Consider the following 18650-nt stretch of genomic DNA (forward strand, 5'->3'; position numbering starts at 1 on the left):
GACCGCGCATGACCCCGCGCCAGCCGCTGTTGACGCCGTAGCCGCAGCAGCTGCTGGGCCGCCGGCCCGCGGAGCGCGGTCAGCGCCGGCGGTGCCACCAGGCCAGCTCCGGATCTGCCGTGGGCTCGTAGTGCGTTCGTCGAAGCAGCACCTCGTCCAGGCGCTCGACCTGCGCCCGGAGTTCGGTGGCGGCCCTTGAGGGCAGCATGGACAGAGCCTCTTGCAGCTTGTCCCGGGCCCAGCCCTCGCCGCAGCACGGGCAGGTGAACTCGGCCTCCCACCGCCTCCACCGGCGTTCGGTGCCGTGGGCGCGGGCCGACCACACGCTCAGCGCGACGGACACGATGCCCGGCGCCAGCCGGTCCCGTTCGAGCACGCGAACGGCCGCATTCGCCGCCCCCGACAGGCCAGGGACGTCGCGATAGCGCACCCAGGGGCTCCTCCAGCCACGTTCCCGCAACCGGAGTGAAGCCGGCGTTCTACGCGGCACGGTCCCTTCGGGCATCGATCATGACGGCATCCTCCCACAGCCCGAGATCGGCCGGACAGGACCTCACCCGCAGGCGGCTGCCTCGGTGACGCCCCCTCACAGTCGCTCAGCGTCGCGGAGGCGCGCGGCAGGTCCATGAACCGGCGGCAACGGAAGGACCTCCGCCGGGACCCGGGAGGGCCGTCACCGGAATTCCTGGGAGTGGGCCCTCGGGCCCGGCGGGATTCACGGGATGTCGCACCCGTCTGCCCGGCGGCCTGCGGCCCCTGTGCGACCTGGTCGCCGCCGACCCCGACGGGAAACGACGGCGAGCGCCGGGGGCGGTGCCGGTCCGGCGCTCGGCAGGCGGTCACCAGGGGCGTTTCGCCTCCGGTGACCGCCTGCCCTGCCCGTGCACACCCTCGCTCTCCTTGTCGCGGTCCTCACCGCGGCCCTTCTCGCACTCCTGGCAGCGATCTCCGCCGGGTTCCTCGCTCACTGGGACGGCGCGTCCCTCCCCGGCGCCCTGCTCCACGCAGGCACAGTCTTCGGCGCCGCCCTCACCCTGCTCTGCAGCCTCATCGCCCTCGGGGTCGCCACGTTGACCTGACGTCCGACCCCCACGGTGAGCCCGAAGGACCGAGGACGGACTCTGACCGCCACAAGTTGAGCTGATCCCTCGGTCACGTTTGAGAGGCCGCCGCCAAGATCACGGATAGAACAGCACTACTACGAGCGAATAGTGTCCTGTCGCATCGCATCTGGTTGATAGCGGCCCGCTGACCTGCGGAACGAGTGGGAATCCGACAGCTTCAGCGCGACAGGACAGAAGTTCGTCTCACTGCTCTGTCCCTTGGGCCAGAAAAAGGCCACCGTCAATGAGAAAGGGCCACAGTCGAATGACCCGGGGCTGTGAACACTCGCCAGGCTGCGGCGCCTACGATCCCGACCGCAATCCCAGAACACTGTGCTCCACCACGCCCGAGGGAAGATCACTCCTCCTCGAAGCCCGGGCAGTCAACTCCACGAGACCGGCGCGGAGGTCGGCGGCGGGCTCACCAAGGACGATCGCACTGATGATCAGTTCCATCATCAGACAGTCGTACTCGTCGCCCGTTCTCCGGTAACGCTCCGCATCAGCCTCCACCACAGCAGAGGCGATCCTCCTCCCACCGCCAATCACGGGGGCAAAGGACGCCTCATAGACGCCGTGACCGGTCCAACTCCGGTGCATGAAAAGGACATCGCCTTCGGCGAAGACGTTCCACTTCTCATCCATGTCCCGGGCTCGATATCCGCGCTGGATCCGGTCCCAGTCCTCGTCAGTCCAGACACGATCCGGCAACTGAGACACCGGACGGGGCGTGCTGATCGGATGGAGGCGCCGGAACGACTCTCGGGTGAGCGGGGCATCGGCAGTCATGGCGTGATCCTACGGCTGCACTACTCGAACACGACAGCGGCTTATCGCCAAGAACAAGTGCCCTGGGCAGAGGCTGAACCCCTGACACCTTCCGGACGCGTACGCAGTGTCCTGAACAGCGATTTTTCACGGCTTCCTCACCGCTACCCCAGACAACCGCAGGCTTTCGACTTCGACGCCAACCCCAGCATCGACCCGGCGGTCATCCACACCCTGGCGACCTGCGAGTGGGCCAAGAAGGGCATGCCGCTCGGCGACTCCGGCACCGGCAAGTCCCCTCTGCTCATCGCACTGGGCACCGAGGCCGCGATGGCCGGCTACCAGGTCCGCTACACGCTCGCCACTAAGAAGCCGTATCTCAACCGAATGCGATCTGTTGATTTTCCCTGGTCAGGCATGGTTTCGGGTGGGGTGAGGGAGAGTTTCGACGTTCTGTTCCGCTGTTCGGTGAGGGGTATGCGGTGGCGTCGGTGCTGGGGATGTTGGAGGCAAGGGAAGCGGCTGCTCGTGCGCGGGTCGAAGATCTGCGGGAGGCGGCAGCCCGGGCGGCTGCCGTGCTGGAGGCCGCGGAGATCGAACTGGACCGGCGAGTGATCGCGCGGGAAGAACTTGTCGAGGCACTGGCCGTGTCCGCTGACGAGGCCACCGCCGTGCCGGAGGCAGCCGCAGAATCCGTGCCCGTACCGTTGCCGGGAACGACGGTGCCGTCCTGGCACGAAGGGCTGCCTGCGACTGTTCTCTCGCCGGACTACCAACGGGTCCTGGGCATGGTGGCGGACCGGTCGGCCCAGGGGCCGGTGCGGGCCAAGGAGATCGCGGTGGTGCTCGGGCTGGAGCCGACGCCGGCGAAGGTGGAGGGCGTGCGGTCGAAGGCGAGACGTCTGGCGGAGCGCGGGTGGCTGGTCCAGGAGACGTCGGGGATGTTCACCGCCGGCCACGGGCCGGTGGCCGGGCCAGGCGGCGGCTCATCCGAGTGATCATCGACCACTGGATCACCGCCTCGCCGGTGGCCGTCAGGGTTTCGTAGTCGCGGGCCAGACGGCGCGAATGCATCAGCCACGCGAACGTGCGCTCCACCACCCACCTGCGCGGCAGCACCACGAACCCTTCCATGGTGTCGGTGCGCTTGACGACCTGAAGGGCGAGACCGAGTCTCTTCACGCACCAGTGGACCAGGCCGCCGGTGTAGCCGCCGTCGGCCCAGACCAGGGTGATCTCCCGGTGCAGCGACCGCAGTCGTCGTAGTAGGGGAACAGCCGCGTCCCGGTCCCCGATGTTCGCAGCTGTCACCACGACGGCCAGCAGCAGGCCGAGCGTGTCGGTCACGATGTGCCTCTTTCGGCCCGGCACCTTCTTACCCCCGTCGTACCCGCTGGAAGAAGCTGGCACCGAGGCGGATACCCGGACCGACTGCGCGTCGATGATCCCCGCCGAAGGCTCCGCCTGTCGGCCCTCGCGCTCACGGACCTTCCCGCGCAGCCGGTCATGGAACTCCGCGACCAGCCCGCACTCCCGCCACCGGCGGAAGAAGGCATAGACCCGCCCCCAGGCGGGGAAGTCCGCGGGCATCGCCCGCCAGGAGATCCCGCCCGCGACCAGGTACCGGATCGCGTCCAACATCTGGCGGTGGCAGTAGCCCTCGGGCTGCCCGCCCCTGCCCTCCAGCCAGGCCGGAACCGGCAACAACGGCCGCACCGCCGCCCACTCCGCGTCCGTCATGTCCGAGGGATACCGGCGCACCCGCTCCGGATGATCCGCCGCGTTCCCGTACACGTGCGCGAGACAATCACACGATCGGGCAGCCGAGTTGAACGATGTGGGCACGAGCGCGTAGAACTGCGACAACAGGGCCTCCTGGAACTGCTCGGTCCGGTTCGCACCTCCGAGCTACCAAGGGGCCCTGCCTTCATGCACCCACCACCGGAAGATCACCCCGGCGGGAAACCCGTTCGACTCACACGTTCCATGACCGGTTGAGATACGGCTTCTAGCCACGAGCTCGTTCAGAAACCGGTCGTCCACGCCCACCGACGCGGTGTCCGCCTCGGACGGTATGGCTTTGTTCTCGCTGGTCACAGGTGCAATCCTCCCTGAGAGGAGTTGCACCGTTCCTTTTCCCGTTTCTCGGGCGTGCCGGTGAGCGTGTCGGGGTCGGACGGGTGCGGGTCGATGTTGGTGTCGGGTCTTCCGCTGTTCGCTCAGAACAGCGCCAGGCCCTCACCGCCGGTGTCCGCGATGACTGGCCGGGGCTGGGCGGGGAGGCCGTCCAGGCGGTCGGGGCCAGCCGCGGCGGCCACTGCGGGGGCGGTCTCGGCCAGCCAGGCGCCAAACCGCTCGGCGGCTTCACGGTAGGGGACTTGCGCCAGGACACGGTGCTCGCCGGAGGGACAGAAGTCGACGGCGACAGTGAGCAGGCAGGAACGGGGCGCGTTCTGGCTTCCCGTCCAGGACACGCGCAGCACACCGCAGGGTTTGCGCCCGCCGGAGCCGCGAGGGTCGCGGTGGGTGGGGCGCAGTGACCGGCAGGCTATGTGGGCGGCCCATGCGGCGAGGTGTGGCAGTGGCAGGGTGGTGCGGGTGCGGCAGCCGGGGCAGCGGTGCCAGTGGCGGAGCCAGTCGGCGGTGTGGGTGCTGAAAAGGCGTGTGTAGTGGTTGGCCACGCGGATGTCATTGCTGTACAGGTGGTCGGGTCGTTCTTGTGTGTTGCAGGAGTGGCAGACGGGGGCGCGGACGTAGCCGTGTTCGTGGCAGTGATCGAGTACGGCGGCCGGTGCGGTGCGGCAGACGGCACAAATCCATCCAGCCACCTTGCGGGAGATCCCGGGTTTCCTGCTGAGTACCGAGTACAGCTGGCCTTTCAGTTCCCCGTTGTACAGACGCAGGGGGGTGGAGGGGCCGTCGGGACTCGCATGCCGGCTGTCGGTGGCTGGGGCCTGCCAAGGGCGGGAGGGCAGCTCGGTGACGGCTGCGCTTGCCTGGCCGGCCCGGGCGGCTTGCAGCCACTGCGTTTCGGTGTGCTCGGCCACATCCAGCAGCCTGACCACGGCGCGCGGCAGCCACCACGTCCGCTCCGTCCGGCCACGGCTCTGCTCCACGAGCAGCCGCCGCCAGTCGACCCCCGCCACATGGTGCAGCCGGCCGCTCTCACGTCGTGCCGCCCGCTCAAGGCCGCCCGGCTCCTGCAGTTCCCGGGCGATGCGCCGGCGCCATCGCAACGGCGTGTTCTCGCCGTACCCCTGCTGCGGCACGTCACGGAATGGACCGATGCGGACCAGGTCCTGGCCATCCATCTCGACCGCGTTCAGTTCCGCTGCCGCCCGGCGCACCTCGATCTCCGAAACGCCCCACTGGCCGCCGCTTGCCCTCACCGTCGCCACCACGCGACCGCCGAGCAAGACGTACCCCACCCGGCCAGGGGCCGGAAGGCAGGTGAACGGCCCAGAAGCCGTCGGCACAGCGCTCTCGGTCGTCAAGTCGGCCCACAGAGCATCCGCGGCGCCCAGAGTGATCAGGCCGCCCGCGCGACCCGGGGTGACACGCTCAGGCATACCGACAGACTAACGGCCAGCACCGACATGCTGAGGCTTTTCCAACCTCATGCTGATGGTGCGAGGTGGAGGCTCAGGACGGCTTTGACCAGGTCGGTGATGCGGGTGGTGCTGCATCGCAGCTTGCGCAGGAGTCACCAGGTCGGGCCTTGACCCGGGGCGGTTCACTGAGACATGCAAGTCGCGCCTGTATCTCGTTCGCGTGGAAACGCCGACGCCTGGAAGGCCAAGCGCCGGGAACAGCCGGCCCGGCCGGCGCGGTTGCATCGACCGAGGGACCGGCGTCGCACGGGCGGGGAACACGGAGACCACAAGGTCGTCCGCCCCACCAGGATCCGGTCCCCAGGATCGCGGTACGCCCGCCGCGCACTCGGACCAAGACGTATTTCTGCAGGAGGACTGTTTCATGACTGACCGGCCCTTGACGCTCATGGCAGTACACGCCCACCCCGACGACGAGGCCACCGGAACCGGAGGGGTCCTCGCGCAGTATGCGGCGGAAGGCATCCGCACGGTTCTCGTGACGTGTACCGACGGCGGCTGCGGTGACGGACCGGGGGGCGTCAAGCCGGGCGACCCAGGGCACGATCCGGCGGCCGTCGCCTTGATGCGCCGCCAAGAGCTTGAGGCGAGCTGTGACGTCCTGAAGGTCAGCGATCTGGAAATGCTGGACTATGCCGACTCCGGGATGATGGGCTGGCCGAGCAATGACGCCCCCGGATCCTTCTGGCAGACCCCCGTGCAGGAAGGAGCGGCCCGACTCGCGGAACTCATGCGGCGCTACCGACCTGATGTGGTCGTCACCTACGACGAGAACGGCTTCTACGGCCACCCCGACCACATCCAGGCCCACCGCATCACGATGGCGGCGCTGGAGATGACCGCGCTGACACCGAAGGTGTACTGGACCACGATGCCCCGCTCGATGATGCAGCGGTTCGGCGAGATCATGCGCGAGTTCCATGAGGACATGCCGGAGCCGGATCCTGCCGAGGCCGCGGCGATGGCCGAGATCGGCCTCCCCGACGATGAGATCACCACGTGGGTGGACACCACCGCGTTCAGCGGTCAGAAGTTCGACGCACTGGCCGCGCACGCCAGTCAGGGCGAGAACATCTTCTTCCTCAAGATGGGCAAGGAGAGGTTCGGGGAGCTGATGGGCATGGAGACCTTCGTACGTGTCCAAGACGCCACCGGCGCGGCCGTGCCCGAGAACGATCTCTTCGCCGGACTGCGTTGATCCGCCCGGCCGGCCGGGGAGATCTCATCGACCGCACGGCACGATCGAGCGGGTCACACCCCCGGAGGCTTGAGGGCGATGGCTTCGGCGGAGGCGGCCGAGACGCTCACGTTTCGGCGCGAGCCGGGGTGGGAAATCAGCGGGTCCACGCGTTGGGCCACCGGTTGTATCCGCATCCCCGAGATGCATCGGGGGTGACAGATTCCCCGGTTCAGCCTCTGCCTTACGCTATGCGACCGGGGTGAGACGTTGAGGGCCTCCACCCGTGGGTGGAGGCCCTCAGCCTTTGTGCCGTACGACCGGTTGCTGCGTTGAGCAGCGTTCCGACGGTGTCGCGTTGGATGTTCAGGAGAAGTGACAGCACCGGTTGAGGGGCGCTGTTGCCTGTCTGCGTCTCCGGCTGTTGAGGGGGCCGCTCAGCGGGCGGAAGCGCGGAGGGACCGGGGCGCGATGCCGCTCGTCGGCATCAGGACGCGTGTGGTTGCCGAAGCCCTTGGAGGAGGAGGGCGATCAGGCGTCGGGGGTCGTAGCGGGGGTCGTTGTCGCGCCCGACGCAGAGGTTGCCGATGCCGCGCATCAGCTCGTAGGGCTGTGTGCCGGGCCTGATTTCGTCGGCCTCGACCGCGGCGTCGAGCAGTTGGGCGCAGACGGGCAGCAGGCGGTCGAGGAAGTAGGCGTGCAGCGCGGCGAAGCGGTCGTTGTCGGACTGCAGGGCGTCGGCGAGGCCGTGCTTGGTGACGAGGAAGTCGACGAAGAGGTCGATCCACTCACGCAGCGCGTCGAGTGGGGAGCCGGCACTGGCCAGCAGGTTCGGGCCGGCCTCGGCGCATGCCTCGATCTGGTGCCGGTACACGGCGGTGACGAGATCCGCCCGGGTCGGGAAGTGGCGGTAGATCGTGCCCATCCCGACACCCGCCCGGGCCGCGATCTGGCGGATCGGCGCGTCGACGCCGGAGGTGACGAACACCTCGGCTGCGGCAGTGAGCACCGTCTCCCGGTTGCGCTGAGCGTCGGCCCGCTTGCTTCGGGACGGCGAATCCCCTGCAGGACCCTCGGCGGCCATCACGTTCTCCTTCGACACCGATTGACAAAGCGGAGCGATGTTCCGGATACTAAATGGAGCAGCGTTCCGCTTCAGCCTAGCCGAAACGGGACGCCCCTGACCGCCTTGCCCGCCCGCCGACTGCAGGAGACCGGCGGGCGGCAGGCGCCACCGAAAGGGAATCCACACCGTGAGCACATCCACCACCGCCGACGCCTTGGGCGCGGCCGTCCCGGTCCTGTCCTTCAGCCCCGTAGTCCTGTCCGTGCCCGGACGTCCCGTGGATCTCCAGGTGCGCGTCTCCGCCCCCGCGACCGGAACCAGCCTCCCCGTCATCCTCCTCTCCCACGGCCACGGCCCCTCGAACAACCTCTCCTCGCTCAACGGCTACGCGCCGCTCGCCGACTTCTGGGCGGCACACGGATTCGTCGTCGTCCAGCCCACCCACCTCACCTCCAGGACACTGACCCACCTGGTCACAGACGCCCCCGGCGCCCCCGACTTCTGGCGTTCCCGCGCCGAGGACATGACCCACATCCTCGACCGGCTCGACGTGATCGAGAACGCCGTGCCGCAGCTCGCCGGGCGGATCGATCCCACCAAGGTCGCCCTCGCGGGACACTCGCTCGGCGGTTTCACCGCCACCCTCCTGCTGGGCGCCGGGCTCACCGACCCCGACACCGGGAACGTGGTGCACCTCGTCGAGCCCCGGATCAAGGCCGGTGTACTGCTCGCCGCACCCGGCAGGGGCGGCGACGTCCTCAACGGGCCCATGGCCGAGCAGTGGCCGATCATCGGCGCCGTCGACTTCTCCACCATGACCGCACCCGCGCTGGTTGTCGCCGGCGACAAGGACGACTCCCGGCACTTCACCGACATGGGGCCGGACTGGCACGCCGACCCCTACACCCTCTCCCCCGGCCCGAAGACCCTGCTCACCCTGTTCGACGCGGAACACGGACTCGGCGGGATCGCCGGATACGACGCCGCCGAGACCACCGACGAGAACCCCGAGCGAGTCGCCGCCCTCGCCCGGCTCACCGCGGCCTACCTCCACACCCAGCTCCACCCCGGCGACAACGCCTGGCAGTTGGCCTGCGGGGCACTGACAACCGGCCCCCACCCCGTAGGACAAGTCGAATCAAAGTAAGTCCCTGCGGCCACATCCCCCGTCGAACGGCCCGCGCCGTCGGGCACATGGGCTCAGTCAGCGGACTGGTCCTCGACGACGGCATCCGGGCAACCAACCGCCCCGTGTGAAGTGCCGCGGCAACCGGGCCCTCCGCCCCGACAGGCCGCCGCGGTGCTGCTCGGACTGCTCGGACTGCTCGGACTGCTCGGACTGCTCGGACTGCTGCACGGTCCGAACCGCAGCCGTCCGTTGGATCACGCGAGAGGAGGATGCGGCGTCGCAGGAGACCGAAGTCGGCCCGGCCGTACATCTGTCTCTTCAGCAGTTTGATTCTGGTGACGTTGCCCCCGACCGCTCCGGAGGTGAGGGTGGTGGTCAGGGCCGCGAGAACGGCAGCCCGGTCGCACCGTATGCCGCCGGCCAGGGTACGGAGTTCTCGTTGGCCGTCGAGGCGGACGGCGGCGAGCCAGACGTCGAAGGTCAGGCGCTCGTTGCGGCGTTCGCGCGCCATCGTGGCCTGGCGACGCGCGTACGGGGTTGTCGTGGCCAGCGCGGGACCGCGTTCACACAGTTCGTCGAGACACTTGCGCTCGGTGTCGGTGAGCTGCTCGGGTTGTCGCATGATCCAGTTGGTGACGCGTCGGACGGTCAGATGCGGTAGCGGGGCGTCCGTGGAGTCCGTGGAGATCGCCCCGGTGCGGTAGGGCCGCGGTGGCGGCGGACAGAGTTGACGTTGCCGCGGTAGCCCAACTGCTGGATCTCCCGAGTCGGCGCCGCAGCGTTGGTGCAGCCTTCCGTCCAACGACGGTGCAGATAGAGCCGGTAGTCGTCGATCGTGCTGGGGCGGTGGGCTGCTGCGGCGAGAAGTTCTTCAACCTCGGCGGCACGAGCGAATCGGACAACGGTGCCGCGGCTGAGGTGGGGTTCACGGGCGATGGCCCGCAGGCTGCCGCCACGCTGGATGCGTTCGTGGATCTGTGGGTGACGTTCGCGGGTGCGGGCGACCGGACCAGGGGACGTATGCGCCCATGGATGTCCATTTCACCCGGGGTGTCGAAGGTGATGTCCGGGGCGTGAACGCGTCGTCCTGGTCGGACGGGGCCGTGAGAGGTTCGCGCAGGTCGGCTCGGTGTCGGCCGACGATGCGTTCCACAGCTTCGGCCAGATGGTGCAGCAAGTGCCAGGCGTCGGCCACCTGCCGGGCCTGCGGGGCGCCTGCGCAGGCGCCGTCACGGAAAGAGCCGGCGCGGTCGCGGCAGGTGATCCGCACCTCGGGGTGATCGCGCAGCCAGGCGGCGAAGGTGTCCGCGGTGCGGCCCACGAGGACGTCGACGGGACGGTGGGAGTTCATGTCAATGAGGATCGTCGCGTAGGCGTGACCGCGGCGTATGGCGAACTCGTCGACTCCCCGTCACGGAACGGGCCGTGACGGTGGGTCGGGCAGCGCACGAATGAGACGGGGTAAGGAGTTCTTGCTCGTGGACGGCCATACGTCCGGACAGGCGCGTTCCTGGACGTCCGCCCAGGAACAGGGCGATGTCGGTGAGCTGAGTGGGGAGGGCGTTCGTGCGGCGTGCGTATCGGCGGGTCAGGGTCGGGGCCTGCTCGGCGAACGTCCTGCGGGCGCACCCGTCGTCGCTGCGCACGAGACGACGTGCCCGCAGATCGAGCAGCACCCGTCGGCCAGCGACAGGGCGGTCCGCGAGAGACCGCTGGTAGGAGCAGTGCACTCGGGAGGATTCCCGCCCGCACCCCGGGCAGGCAGTCGAGACCGCGAGGGACCGTACAACAGGCCGAACCTCGGACTCTCCGAGGGCCGCCCTCTCGACCTCCACCCCGACACCCGGCAGAAGTACGTCAGCGACGCTTTCCACATCCATCACACAGGTGAGGCCCACCTGCCCGCGGTCGGATCCACCCCCGAATCCGCGACAGAGCCCAAGAAGTGAACCAGAGCCGCTGCTGCTCGATGAAGCCAAGCGCCTGAGCTGGCGGACAACACAGATGTCCGACAACACCGGGACGTCCACGCCTTCCCGGGCGAGAACCCGCTGTGCCAGCCCGCGGGTACGACTCCACCCCGCGTCACTGATCAGCGCCGCGCTCGTCCACCGGTCAGGGGCCCCGTCGCGGGTCATCCCGTCGAAGACCGAATCGACCATCCGCAGCTCAGGCAGTGCTTCACGACTGAGGAACCCCTCCTCCACGAGGCGCTGGGCCGTGCGGAATGCGTGATCGAAGTCGAGGGCGATCTCGTCCGGCAACACACCGTGCTTGTCCAGCCATGCCGCCTGAGCTGTGTGCGCGAAGGCTGAGCGCAGCTCGGTGGCGTCTGGAGCGGAAGTGAGGAAAGCTCGCGCACATGGTTTCGGTATTGCAGAACGTGGCGATTGACTGTGCGGATGCTTACGAGCTGGCCCGTTTCTGGAGCAGAGTGACTGGCCGTCCACTGCATCCGGAGGACAGACCGGGTGACCGGGAGACTCAGGTGCTGCTGGCGGAGGGCCCGGTGCTGTACTTCAACCAGGTGCCCGAGTCCAAGAAGACCAAGAACCGGATCCATCTGTGTGTGCGTCCTGAGACCTCGCGTGAGCAGGAGGTGGAGCGGCTGCTCGGCCTCGGTGCCACCTTTGTCACCGATCACCGGAATCCCGATGGCTCTGGCTGGGCAGTCCTTGCTGACCCCGAAGGCAACGAATTCTGCGTTCTTCGCAGCGAGTCCGACCGAGCCACGATGGGGTCCTGACGCCCACACGCCGTCCCGGCCGGTTTCGTATGACCACTGGTCGCAGCCACTCGTTGATGGCCGCTACGAGGACGGTCGCCTCGTAGCGGACCGCGAGCTTGTCGTACCTTGTGGCCACGACGCGGCGCCTTTGAGGCGGTTGACGCCGCACTCGACCGCGTGGCGCTCGCGGTGGTCGACCGGGTCGAAGTGCGGCGGACGGCCGCCGCGGGAGCCGAGCTTCTTGCGGTTGCGGGCCTGGTCGGCCTTGTCCGGAAGGGTGCGGCGGATTTCCCGGTGGCGCGGGTGCCCGTGAAGTACGACGGTCAGGGAGTCCGGGGCGGCGAAGGCCGGGCCGGGCTGCAGCCCGAGGAACCCCGCAAGTAGCGGCGCGACGTGCTGGCCCAGAACGACGTCGGGCCGGCCGAAGCGTTCATAGAGACCGTCGTCGACCACGGCCCGGGCGCCGCCGGCGGTTTCCCCGGCCGGCTGGAGGGCCAGCAGGGCAGTGCCCCGCCAGGCAGACCGGGCACGGGCTGAGATCCGCACGCGTACCGCCACTGCGCCCTGACCCGACTCGGCGAGCAGGGCGCTTCGCTGCTCATGCTGACGGTGAATTCCTGCTCGCGCCCGGCAGCAGCGTCAGGTGAGGGAACAGATCGGCACGCAGCACGTCAGCGAGCCCGGCTTCGCGGTCCCGGACCGCCGGCCGCGGTGGCTGGTGGCTGGTGGCTGGTGGCTGGTGGCTGGTGGCTGGTGGCTGGTGGCTGGTGGCTGGTGGCTGGTGGCTGGTGGCTGGTGGCGATGGTGTACGAAGTCCTTCGTGAACGAACAGATCCAGGCCGCGACCGTCCGCGTCTTCATAGCCCTTGCTCCGCCCGACGACGCCAAGGAGGAGCTGGCGCAGGCGCTGCGGCCCGCCTATGACGCCTACCCGCGCATACGGTGGAACCGTATCGAGGACTGGCACATTACCCTGGCGTTCCTCGGTGAGCTGCCGAGGTCGGCCGTTTCGCTCCTGCGGCCGCCGCTCGCGGAATTCGCAGCGAGGCGCCACCCCCTGCACCTGGCCTTGTGCGGCGGCGGGCACTTCGACGAGCGTGTGCTGTGGAGCGGGATCGGCGGGGACCTCGAAGGACTGCGGCTGCTCGCCGGGGAGGTGCGGGCGCTGGTCAGGGACCATGGTGTCACCTTCACGGACCGGCCGCTGAACCCCCACCTGACGCTCGCCCGTTCGCGCCGCGGCGATGCTTCCAGCGCGGTACAGGCCGCCGCGGGGCTTTCCGGGTTCACCGGCCGCACGTGGCAGGCCGAGCGTCTGCACCTGGTCGGCAGCAACTTCGGCCGCGGCCCCGGACCGATCCACTACCGCGACATCGAGGCCTGGTCCTTCAGCAGCGCGAGATGAACCGTCCTTGCGGGCGGGGCAAGGATGAAGGCCGCGCCGTGGGGATACGGGCGGGCTTGAGCGCACGCATCAGGGCGCTGGTGCACCGTGACTTCCCCGGCCCCAGGCAACGGTGGTCTTCGCGACCGGTGTCGGAAGGACGATTCCCACGGCGCGGTCATCGCCGCGTTCGAGTGCTTCCGCGGCGACCGCTGGACCTGGCTGGTCATCGCCGCCCACACCCAGCTCCGCCTGGCCCGGCCCCTCGCCGAGGACCTTCGCAGCCCCCGGGAGCGGCCCGCACGCCAAGGACGTCTCATCCCTGCACGGGTCCGCCGAGGATCTTGCCGCCCCCACGGCAAGGCCCCCCCAACCAGGCGGTACACCGAAACCCAGTACCGCAGGCCCAGGCCCGCCAATCGGCGTGAAGAACAAGCAGCAGAGGACGAGTCCGACTTCCTTCAGGCGGGCGAGCGCGAGGTCGAGAAGCCGGTCGGCGCCGTCGTCGCTGGTGAGGCGCTCGCGGAACTCGGCCAGGGAGCTGTGGTGGAAGCCGGGATCGTCCGGCTCCATGGACAGTGCGTACTTGAAGTCGATGCGGCAGCGGGCCGCCTCGGCTGCCTGGCGGCCCGACAGGCCGAGCGGGAACTGCATGCGCCGCTGTGAGCTGTTCGGCCTGCGGCTGGGCGTCCTGTCGCAGGGCGAGCGTCGGGTCTTCATCAGCGAGGGCAAGGGCGGGCACCGGCGGCCGATACCGGTCTCCGCACAATTCTTCGCCGCGGTCGGCGACTACCTTGACCAGGAGCGTCCTGCGGTCGACCACGACCGCGTGTTCGTCGTACTGCGCGGACCTCTTCGCGGCCGGCCGCTCTCCTCGGACGGTCTGGGCGGGCGCCTACATCTGCTCGAAGTGGAAGGAACGGATGAAACAATCTCGCGGCTGGCCGATCGCGAAGAGGACGCAGTCGAGCACGGATTGGGCGGTCAGCGGGTCGCCTGCGGTCCGAGAAGCGTGGTCCCAGGTGGAGTGGAGCGGGTCGCCGTCCGTGAAGTCCGGCGGATAGAGCGAGATGACACGGACGCCCTCGGGCCGGAGCCGGTGGGAGAGGATGTCGGCGAAGCCGGCCTGGGCAGCCTTGGCCGCGTAGAACGCGGGGTGTGCAGGGGAACGGTGGTCCCGGGCTTCCGCGGCGGAGGAGACCATGTTGACCACGTCCGCACCGACAGAGGCGCGCAGCAGCGGCAGGAAGTGTTTGACCGTCAGCAGTGTGCCGGTGGCTCCGGAGGCGATGGTGTCGGTGATCGCGTCGTCGTCGGCGTCCCACAGATCGGGGCCCTCCAGGTAGCGGGCACCATTGTTGATCAGCACATCCACCCGGTCGGCGTGGGCGGCGACCCCCTCCGTGAAGGCCCGTATGGAGGGCGGGTCGGCCAGATCGCAGGCGAACGCGTCGACTCTCGCACCGCTGTCGGCCGCCACCTCATCGGCCACCTTCTGTGCCGCAGTAAGAGAACGCGCGGACACGAACACGCGTGCACCCAGCCGGCCTGCCAGCAGGGCCACCGCTCGCCCGAACCCGCGCCCGGCCCCGGTAACTACCACCGTGCTCCCCGTGAGATCCACGCACACACCTCCCTCTGCCTCATGTTGATCACCGTGAGCATAGCCGTGCGGCCCAACGCGCTGAACGCATCGGTCCGAGCACGAGTGGGGAGCTCCACTGAGCACGTCGGGGCAGGCATGAGCATCACCTGGCCGTTTTCAAATTCGGCCTCCTGGACCAGGGCCTCCTGGATCAGGACATCGCCCGCGCGGTCATCGACTTCGCCGCGCAGTTGCTCACCGAGGACCACAAGGACCGGGCCCGGCCGCCGGTTCCGCGTCCGGGATCCCGGGGCCGTCCGCATCACCTGCGGCGGCCTGCGGGTTCATGCGCAGCCGGGTCCGAAGGCACCGTCGGGATCAATCCGTCGTCCGACGTACTGGAGGGGTCGGCTCGTGTCGTCGGCCATCCGGCCGGGACGATCGAGGCCGACGGGATCGCTGGTAGGGGCGGTACTGCTTGCGCTGCACCCGGCAAACGCCCTCCCCGAGCCCCAGCAGTGCTCCGTCGACCACCTCTGCGAGGGTCTCCAGGGCACTGACCTGTCCGAAGGGGTCCGGGTTCTGGCAGCGTTTCTTCAGCACTTCGGACAGCGCTCGTGACGGTGAGGGCATCGAACGAGGTCGTCGATGTGCGTGTCGTCACGGTTCGCCAAGGGCGCGCGCCCGACGGCTGGGCGGACGACTCGGGTCAGGCGGTCTGCTCCTGGGAGTGCAGGTCGAACGCGATACGGGGGGCGAGCGCCCGCAGGAAGTCGGGGGCGTCGAAGATCTCGCCGGCAGAGGTGACGCCCACGGCCCTGGTGCGGCCGGTGAGGACGCGGTCGAGGGCTTCGACGACGAGGGGCGCGGTGATGGCGTAGATGTCCTGGCCGGCGGCTGTGGCCCGGCGTTCGGCGCCACCTGAGCGGACGACGACGTCGACGAGGAAGGTCTGGTCGGAGCGTCCGCTCTCGTCGGCGGCGGTCGGGGCGGGGGTGTCAGGAGCGGCGACGTCGCGGGCCGCCCCGGCGTCCATGTAGGTGGTCACGTCGGGAATGGGCAGGTGCTGGGGGACGGTCACCACGTCCGCCATGGTGAACTCCGCGACCACGGGCCGGCGTCCCACCGGCTCCGGGAAGGTCCACTCCGCGGTGGGCGCGGCATCGGTGCGGTGCTCCCACTGTCCGCCGCGGTAGCGCAGGCGGAAGTTGCCGCGCCGCTCGCGGGAGACCGCGCCCGACAGCCGGGTGCCGGCGGTGGGGTGCCAGTTGCTGAGCGCGTAGGCGATGTGGGCCTCGTCGGCCGAGGTCCAATCTCCCATCGCCGCGGTGGCCAGCAGGTCGCCGAGGCCGCCGAAGAAAGCCATGGCCGGGACGATCACCGCTCCCGCGTCCCGGGCCCGCTCGCGGAAGTGCGCGAAGGTGTCAAGGTTGGCCTCGATCTCGGCGGCCACGTCCAGGTACGGAATCCTGGCCCGGAGCGCGGCTTCGATCACCGGGCCGGTGGTCGAAGCGAACGGGCCGGCACAGTTGATGACCGCCACCGCACCGGCCAGGGCCCGATCCAGCGAGGCCGGGTCGTCGACCGACGCCACCCGGGCCTCCAGCCCGTGTTCGTCGGCCAGTTCGCCCAGCGCCTGCGCGTTGCGTCCGGACAGCACCGGAACGAACCCGCGCGCGGCGAGTTCCGCGACCACGAACTGTCCGGTGTGACCGTACGCGCCGAACACCGCCACCAGTCGGCCTGACTCCATGAGACTGCTCCTGTGTACTCGATTGTCCGCTGCGATGTCGATCACCGGCGGCCTGACACCCCCATCCTGTCCCTGCGGCGGGGCCCGCACCATCGTCGGAAACGACACGCCACATACACTTTCGGACATGCATCGCATCGCGCTGGCCGTCACCGACGGCATGCTCCACTACGAACTGTCCGTGGCCCTCGAGATTTTCGGAGCCGACCTGACTCATGTCGTGGCCCCCTGGTACGACTTCGCCCTCTGCGGGCCCGGCCCGGTGCGCATCGACCGCTTCCGCCTGGAGCCCGACCACGGACTCGACCACCTCCCGCAGGCAGACACCGTGCTCGTGCCCGGCTGGGCCGACACCGACCGCGAACCTCCGGCGGAACTGGTCGACGCGGTGCGCGCGGCCCACGCGGCAGGCGCCCGGGTGGCCTCACTGTGCACCGGCGCCTTCGTCCTGGGTGCCGCCGGCCTGCTCGACGGGAGGCGCGCCACCACGCACTGGGCCCACACCGGGGAGCTGGCCCGGCGGCACCCGGCCGCCACCATCGATCCGGACGTCCTCTACGTCGACAACGGCGACGTCCTCACCTCGGCGGGCAAGGCCGCCGCCATGGACCTGTGCCTGCACCTGGTCCGCCTCGACCACGGCTCGGCCAACGCCAACAAAATCGCTCGCCGCCTGGTCGTCCCCCCGCACCGCGACGGCGGCCAGGCCCAGTTCATCGCCACCCCCGTCCCCGAGCCGGGCAACCACCCCCTCGGCGAGCTCTTCCCCTGGGTCCTCCAACGCCTCGACCAGCCCCTCACCGTCGAGGACCTCGCCCGCCGGGCCGGCCTGAGCTCACGTCACCTGGCACGCCACTTCAAGCACCTCACCGGCACCACGCCCCTGCAGTGGCTCCACACCCAACGCATCCGCCGCGCCCAGGAGTTGCTGGAGACCACCGACGCCACCGTCGACACCGTCGCCGAGGCCGCCGGAATGGGCACCGCCACCACCCTGCGACGCCACTTCCAGCGCACCGTCGGCGTCCCGCCCGACACCTACCGCCGCACCTTCCGCCCCTGAAGGAACAGTTCCAAGGAACCGGCGGCCAATCGAACGGCACCAAGGCACAGCGCTGCCCGAAGGGCTGAACAAACGCTGCCCCACCTCAGGTTCCGGCTCAGGTCCTGTGCCCGGTAAGGCCCGGTTGTCCGGCTGAGGACCGAGCAGTGGGTCTTCCTGAGACAACGGCTCGGATGCGAGGACAGCGCGAATGCGGCTGGTGCTCTGCCGCCGCTTCGGGCCATCGGGTGTTTCGTCCCAGAGCCCGGCCAAGCAGTGTTTGCGGTGTGCAGATCCAGTCCACTCAGTCCGCAGGCTGCATACCCTTGCGGCCATGACCGACCATCCTCCGGAGCCTTCTCCACGCCCTGTTCCCTCAGGAGAGCTTCGTGCCTCTCATGACGGCCGGAAAGCAGTGGTGGAGCAGTTGCCCGATGCGGCAGCCGAGGGGTGAATCGATCTCGATGAGCTGGATTCGCGTCTGGAGCAGGCGCTGAACTCCAGGACCCACGCGGAGTTGGCGGTCCTGACCACCGACTTGCCGAGGTTGAATCCCTCTGCGAGCCAGCTGCCGCTGGTGCTCGAGGGCGGTATGTTTGGCGCGTCTCGAGGCCCCGGGCGCTGGGAGGTTCCCGGACACGTGATCGCTCACGGAGGCGTGGGGGGCGTGAAGGTCGACTTCACCCGGGTCGAGTGCCGCCTCACGGAGGTCGCAGTGGAGGCGTGCGGAGAGACATCTGGTGTCACGATCGTCATCCCCGACGGCTGGGCTGCGGACACCGGCGGCATGGATCCCGGCGGCGGTCTGACGGACCAGAGCACTCCCGACCGGCTCCCGGTAACTCCGCTGATCCGGCTCACTGGGTCCGGCGACGCGGGAGGAGTAGTCACCCGCCACCCCAACCGCCGGAAACGGCGCAAGCTGCACAGGAACCCGGTGCAGGACCAGGGCGTGTTTCGGAAGCCTGCCTGCTGACTTCCGGCACGCTCTCTCGAGGTGCGGGCGAAGCGCTGGGCGAGGACGCCCAGTTGAGGCCGGCTCGGCGCCGGTGTCGAGGGCGTCGTCTACAGGCCGGGCCAGGGCCGGGTCGCCAAGGTGCGGATCGGCCGGCCGCCGGCCGATTTCGAGCTCACCCGCCGGGTATACGCGGACATCGCCCGGCATCCCCTGCCGTTCTCCACCCCGGATATCTTCGACGTCGAGGACCACGAGGGCGCCCTGGTGGCGTGCCTACGGCACGTACCGGGGCGCGCCCGCGACGAGGAGGCCCTGGCGGTCCTGCGAGCGGTACCTGGCGTGGCGG

The 18650-nt window shown here is 69.4% G+C and carries 20 protein-coding genes and 3 pseudogenes; 10 read left to right on the forward strand and 13 right to left on the reverse strand.

Annotated elements, in window-relative coordinates; translation table 11 throughout:
* Nucleotides 1-79 precede the first annotated feature (79 nt).
* On the reverse strand, nucleotides 80-430 hold the full coding sequence (locus tag ACWD0Y_RS11525; RefSeq protein ID WP_450260157.1) for a hypothetical protein: 351 nt from the start codon (nucleotides 428-430) through the stop codon (nucleotides 80-82).
* Nucleotides 431-881: 451 nt separating this feature from the next.
* Between ACWD0Y_RS11525 and ACWD0Y_RS11530 the strand changes: the two genes are divergently transcribed.
* The gene (locus ACWD0Y_RS11530; protein WP_450260158.1) at nucleotides 882-1079 is read left to right on the forward strand and encodes a hypothetical protein; all 198 of its coding nucleotides are present in this window, start codon (nucleotides 882-884) and stop codon (nucleotides 1077-1079) included.
* A gap of 327 nt (nucleotides 1080-1406) precedes the next feature.
* Here ACWD0Y_RS11530 and ACWD0Y_RS11535 read toward each other — a convergent pair whose 3' ends face one another.
* A complete protein-coding gene (locus ACWD0Y_RS11535) occupies nucleotides 1407-1892 on the reverse strand; it encodes a hypothetical protein (RefSeq protein WP_450260159.1) in 486 nt (161 codons plus the stop codon).
* On the opposite strand from ACWD0Y_RS11535, the pseudogene ACWD0Y_RS11540 reads away from it, so the two are divergent.
* Nucleotides 1845-2240: pseudogene (locus ACWD0Y_RS11540) on the forward strand (ATP-binding protein); the annotation flags it as partial. The gene ACWD0Y_RS11535 and the pseudogene ACWD0Y_RS11540 sit on opposite strands and share 48 nt — an antisense overlap.
* A 131-nt stretch (nucleotides 2241-2371) precedes the next feature.
* Nucleotides 2372-2869 (forward strand): hypothetical protein, encoded by a 498-nt coding sequence (locus tag ACWD0Y_RS11545; protein WP_450260160.1) that lies wholly within the window; start codon nucleotides 2372-2374, stop codon nucleotides 2867-2869.
* On the opposite strand, the gene ACWD0Y_RS11550 is transcribed toward ACWD0Y_RS11545, so the two are convergent.
* From ACWD0Y_RS11550 to ACWD0Y_RS11560, 3 genes and pseudogenes are all read right to left on the reverse strand, one after another.
* The gene (locus tag ACWD0Y_RS11550; RefSeq protein WP_450260161.1) at nucleotides 2817-3611 is read right to left on the reverse strand and encodes an IS5 family transposase; all 795 of its coding nucleotides are present in this window, start codon (nucleotides 3609-3611) and stop codon (nucleotides 2817-2819) included. The two genes, ACWD0Y_RS11545 and ACWD0Y_RS11550, sit on opposite strands and share 53 nt — an antisense overlap.
* Before the next feature lie 479 nt (nucleotides 3612-4090).
* Nucleotides 4091-5440: an endonuclease domain-containing protein gene (locus ACWD0Y_RS11555; RefSeq protein WP_450260162.1), complete on the reverse strand. Its 1350-nt coding sequence runs from the start codon at nucleotides 5438-5440 to the stop codon at nucleotides 4091-4093.
* 47 nt (nucleotides 5441-5487) lie between these two features.
* A pseudogene (locus ACWD0Y_RS11560) lies at nucleotides 5488-5574 on the reverse strand (IS5/IS1182 family transposase); the annotation flags it as partial.
* A gap of 272 nt (nucleotides 5575-5846) precedes the next feature.
* Between ACWD0Y_RS11560 and ACWD0Y_RS11565 the strand changes: the two are divergent.
* A complete protein-coding gene (locus tag ACWD0Y_RS11565; RefSeq protein ID WP_450260163.1) occupies nucleotides 5847-6680 on the forward strand; it encodes a PIG-L family deacetylase in 834 nt (277 codons plus the stop codon).
* A gap of 466 nt (nucleotides 6681-7146) precedes the next feature.
* Here ACWD0Y_RS11565 and ACWD0Y_RS11570 read toward each other — a convergent pair whose 3' ends face one another.
* A complete protein-coding gene (locus tag ACWD0Y_RS11570; RefSeq protein WP_450260164.1) occupies nucleotides 7147-7743 on the reverse strand; it encodes a TetR/AcrR family transcriptional regulator in 597 nt (198 codons plus the stop codon).
* A 169-nt stretch (nucleotides 7744-7912) separates the two neighbouring features.
* Between ACWD0Y_RS11570 and ACWD0Y_RS11575 the strand changes: the two genes are divergently transcribed.
* Nucleotides 7913-8872 (forward strand): alpha/beta hydrolase family protein, encoded by a 960-nt coding sequence (locus ACWD0Y_RS11575; protein ID WP_450260165.1) that lies wholly within the window; start codon nucleotides 7913-7915, stop codon nucleotides 8870-8872.
* Here ACWD0Y_RS11575 and ACWD0Y_RS11580 read toward each other — a convergent pair.
* Nucleotides 8760-9476: a transposase gene (locus ACWD0Y_RS11580; protein ID WP_450260166.1), complete on the reverse strand. Its 717-nt coding sequence runs from the start codon at nucleotides 9474-9476 to the stop codon at nucleotides 8760-8762. The two genes, ACWD0Y_RS11575 and ACWD0Y_RS11580, sit on opposite strands and share 113 nt — an antisense overlap.
* A 185-nt stretch (nucleotides 9477-9661) precedes the next feature.
* Between ACWD0Y_RS11580 and ACWD0Y_RS11585 the strand changes: the two genes are divergently transcribed.
* On the forward strand, nucleotides 9662-9931 hold the full coding sequence (locus ACWD0Y_RS11585; RefSeq protein ID WP_450260236.1) for a hypothetical protein: 270 nt from the start codon (nucleotides 9662-9664) through the stop codon (nucleotides 9929-9931).
* Nucleotides 9932-10025: 94 nt separating this feature from the next.
* Here ACWD0Y_RS11585 and ACWD0Y_RS11590 read toward each other — a convergent pair.
* Both ACWD0Y_RS11590 and ACWD0Y_RS11595 read right to left on the reverse strand, forming a co-directional pair.
* Nucleotides 10026-10205, reverse strand: a pseudogene (locus ACWD0Y_RS11590) (transposase); the annotation flags it as partial.
* Nucleotide 10206: 1 nt separating this feature from the next.
* Nucleotides 10207-11016: a transposase family protein gene (locus ACWD0Y_RS11595; protein WP_450260227.1), complete on the reverse strand. Its 810-nt coding sequence runs from the start codon at nucleotides 11014-11016 to the stop codon at nucleotides 10207-10209.
* 200 nt (nucleotides 11017-11216) lie between these two features.
* Between ACWD0Y_RS11595 and ACWD0Y_RS11600 the strand changes: the two genes are divergently transcribed.
* Nucleotides 11217-11600: a VOC family protein gene (locus tag ACWD0Y_RS11600; RefSeq protein WP_450260167.1), complete on the forward strand. Its 384-nt coding sequence runs from the start codon at nucleotides 11217-11219 to the stop codon at nucleotides 11598-11600.
* Nucleotides 11601-11663: 63 nt separating this feature from the next.
* On the opposite strand, the gene ACWD0Y_RS11605 is transcribed toward ACWD0Y_RS11600, so the two are convergent.
* Nucleotides 11664-12128, reverse strand: a complete 465-nt coding sequence (locus ACWD0Y_RS11605; protein ID WP_450260168.1) for a hypothetical protein — start codon at nucleotides 12126-12128, stop codon at nucleotides 11664-11666.
* Nucleotides 12129-12402: 274 nt separating this feature from the next.
* Here ACWD0Y_RS11605 and thpR point away from each other — a divergent pair, with 274 nt between their 5' ends.
* Nucleotides 12403-12987, forward strand: a complete 585-nt coding sequence (gene thpR / locus ACWD0Y_RS11610; protein ID WP_450260228.1) for an RNA 2',3'-cyclic phosphodiesterase — start codon at nucleotides 12403-12405, stop codon at nucleotides 12985-12987.
* Nucleotides 12988-13056: 69 nt separating this feature from the next.
* On the opposite strand, the gene ACWD0Y_RS11615 is transcribed toward thpR, so the two are convergent.
* The 3 genes from ACWD0Y_RS11615 to ACWD0Y_RS11625 all read right to left on the reverse strand — a co-directional run bounded on the left by ACWD0Y_RS11615 (nucleotide 13057) and on the right by ACWD0Y_RS11625 (nucleotide 16304).
* Nucleotides 13057-13620: a transposase gene (locus ACWD0Y_RS11615; RefSeq protein WP_450260169.1), complete on the reverse strand. Its 564-nt coding sequence runs from the start codon at nucleotides 13618-13620 to the stop codon at nucleotides 13057-13059.
* Between the two features lie 241 nt (nucleotides 13621-13861).
* Nucleotides 13862-14590: an SDR family oxidoreductase gene (locus ACWD0Y_RS11620; RefSeq protein ID WP_450260170.1), complete on the reverse strand. Its 729-nt coding sequence runs from the start codon at nucleotides 14588-14590 to the stop codon at nucleotides 13862-13864.
* A gap of 670 nt (nucleotides 14591-15260) precedes the next feature.
* A complete protein-coding gene (locus ACWD0Y_RS11625) occupies nucleotides 15261-16304 on the reverse strand; it encodes a saccharopine dehydrogenase family protein (protein ID WP_450260171.1) in 1044 nt (347 codons plus the stop codon).
* Between the two features lie 127 nt (nucleotides 16305-16431).
* Between ACWD0Y_RS11625 and ACWD0Y_RS11630 the strand changes: the two genes are divergently transcribed.
* Nucleotides 16432-17367, forward strand: a complete 936-nt coding sequence (locus tag ACWD0Y_RS11630) for a helix-turn-helix domain-containing protein (RefSeq protein WP_450260172.1) — start codon at nucleotides 16432-16434, stop codon at nucleotides 17365-17367.
* Between the two features lie 433 nt (nucleotides 17368-17800).
* Nucleotides 17801-18322: a DUF1707 SHOCT-like domain-containing protein gene (locus ACWD0Y_RS11635; protein ID WP_450260229.1), complete on the forward strand. Its 522-nt coding sequence runs from the start codon at nucleotides 17801-17803 to the stop codon at nucleotides 18320-18322.
* Nucleotides 18323-18650 lie beyond the last annotated feature (328 nt).

It is taken from the genome of Streptomyces altiplanensis, assembly GCF_053591575.1.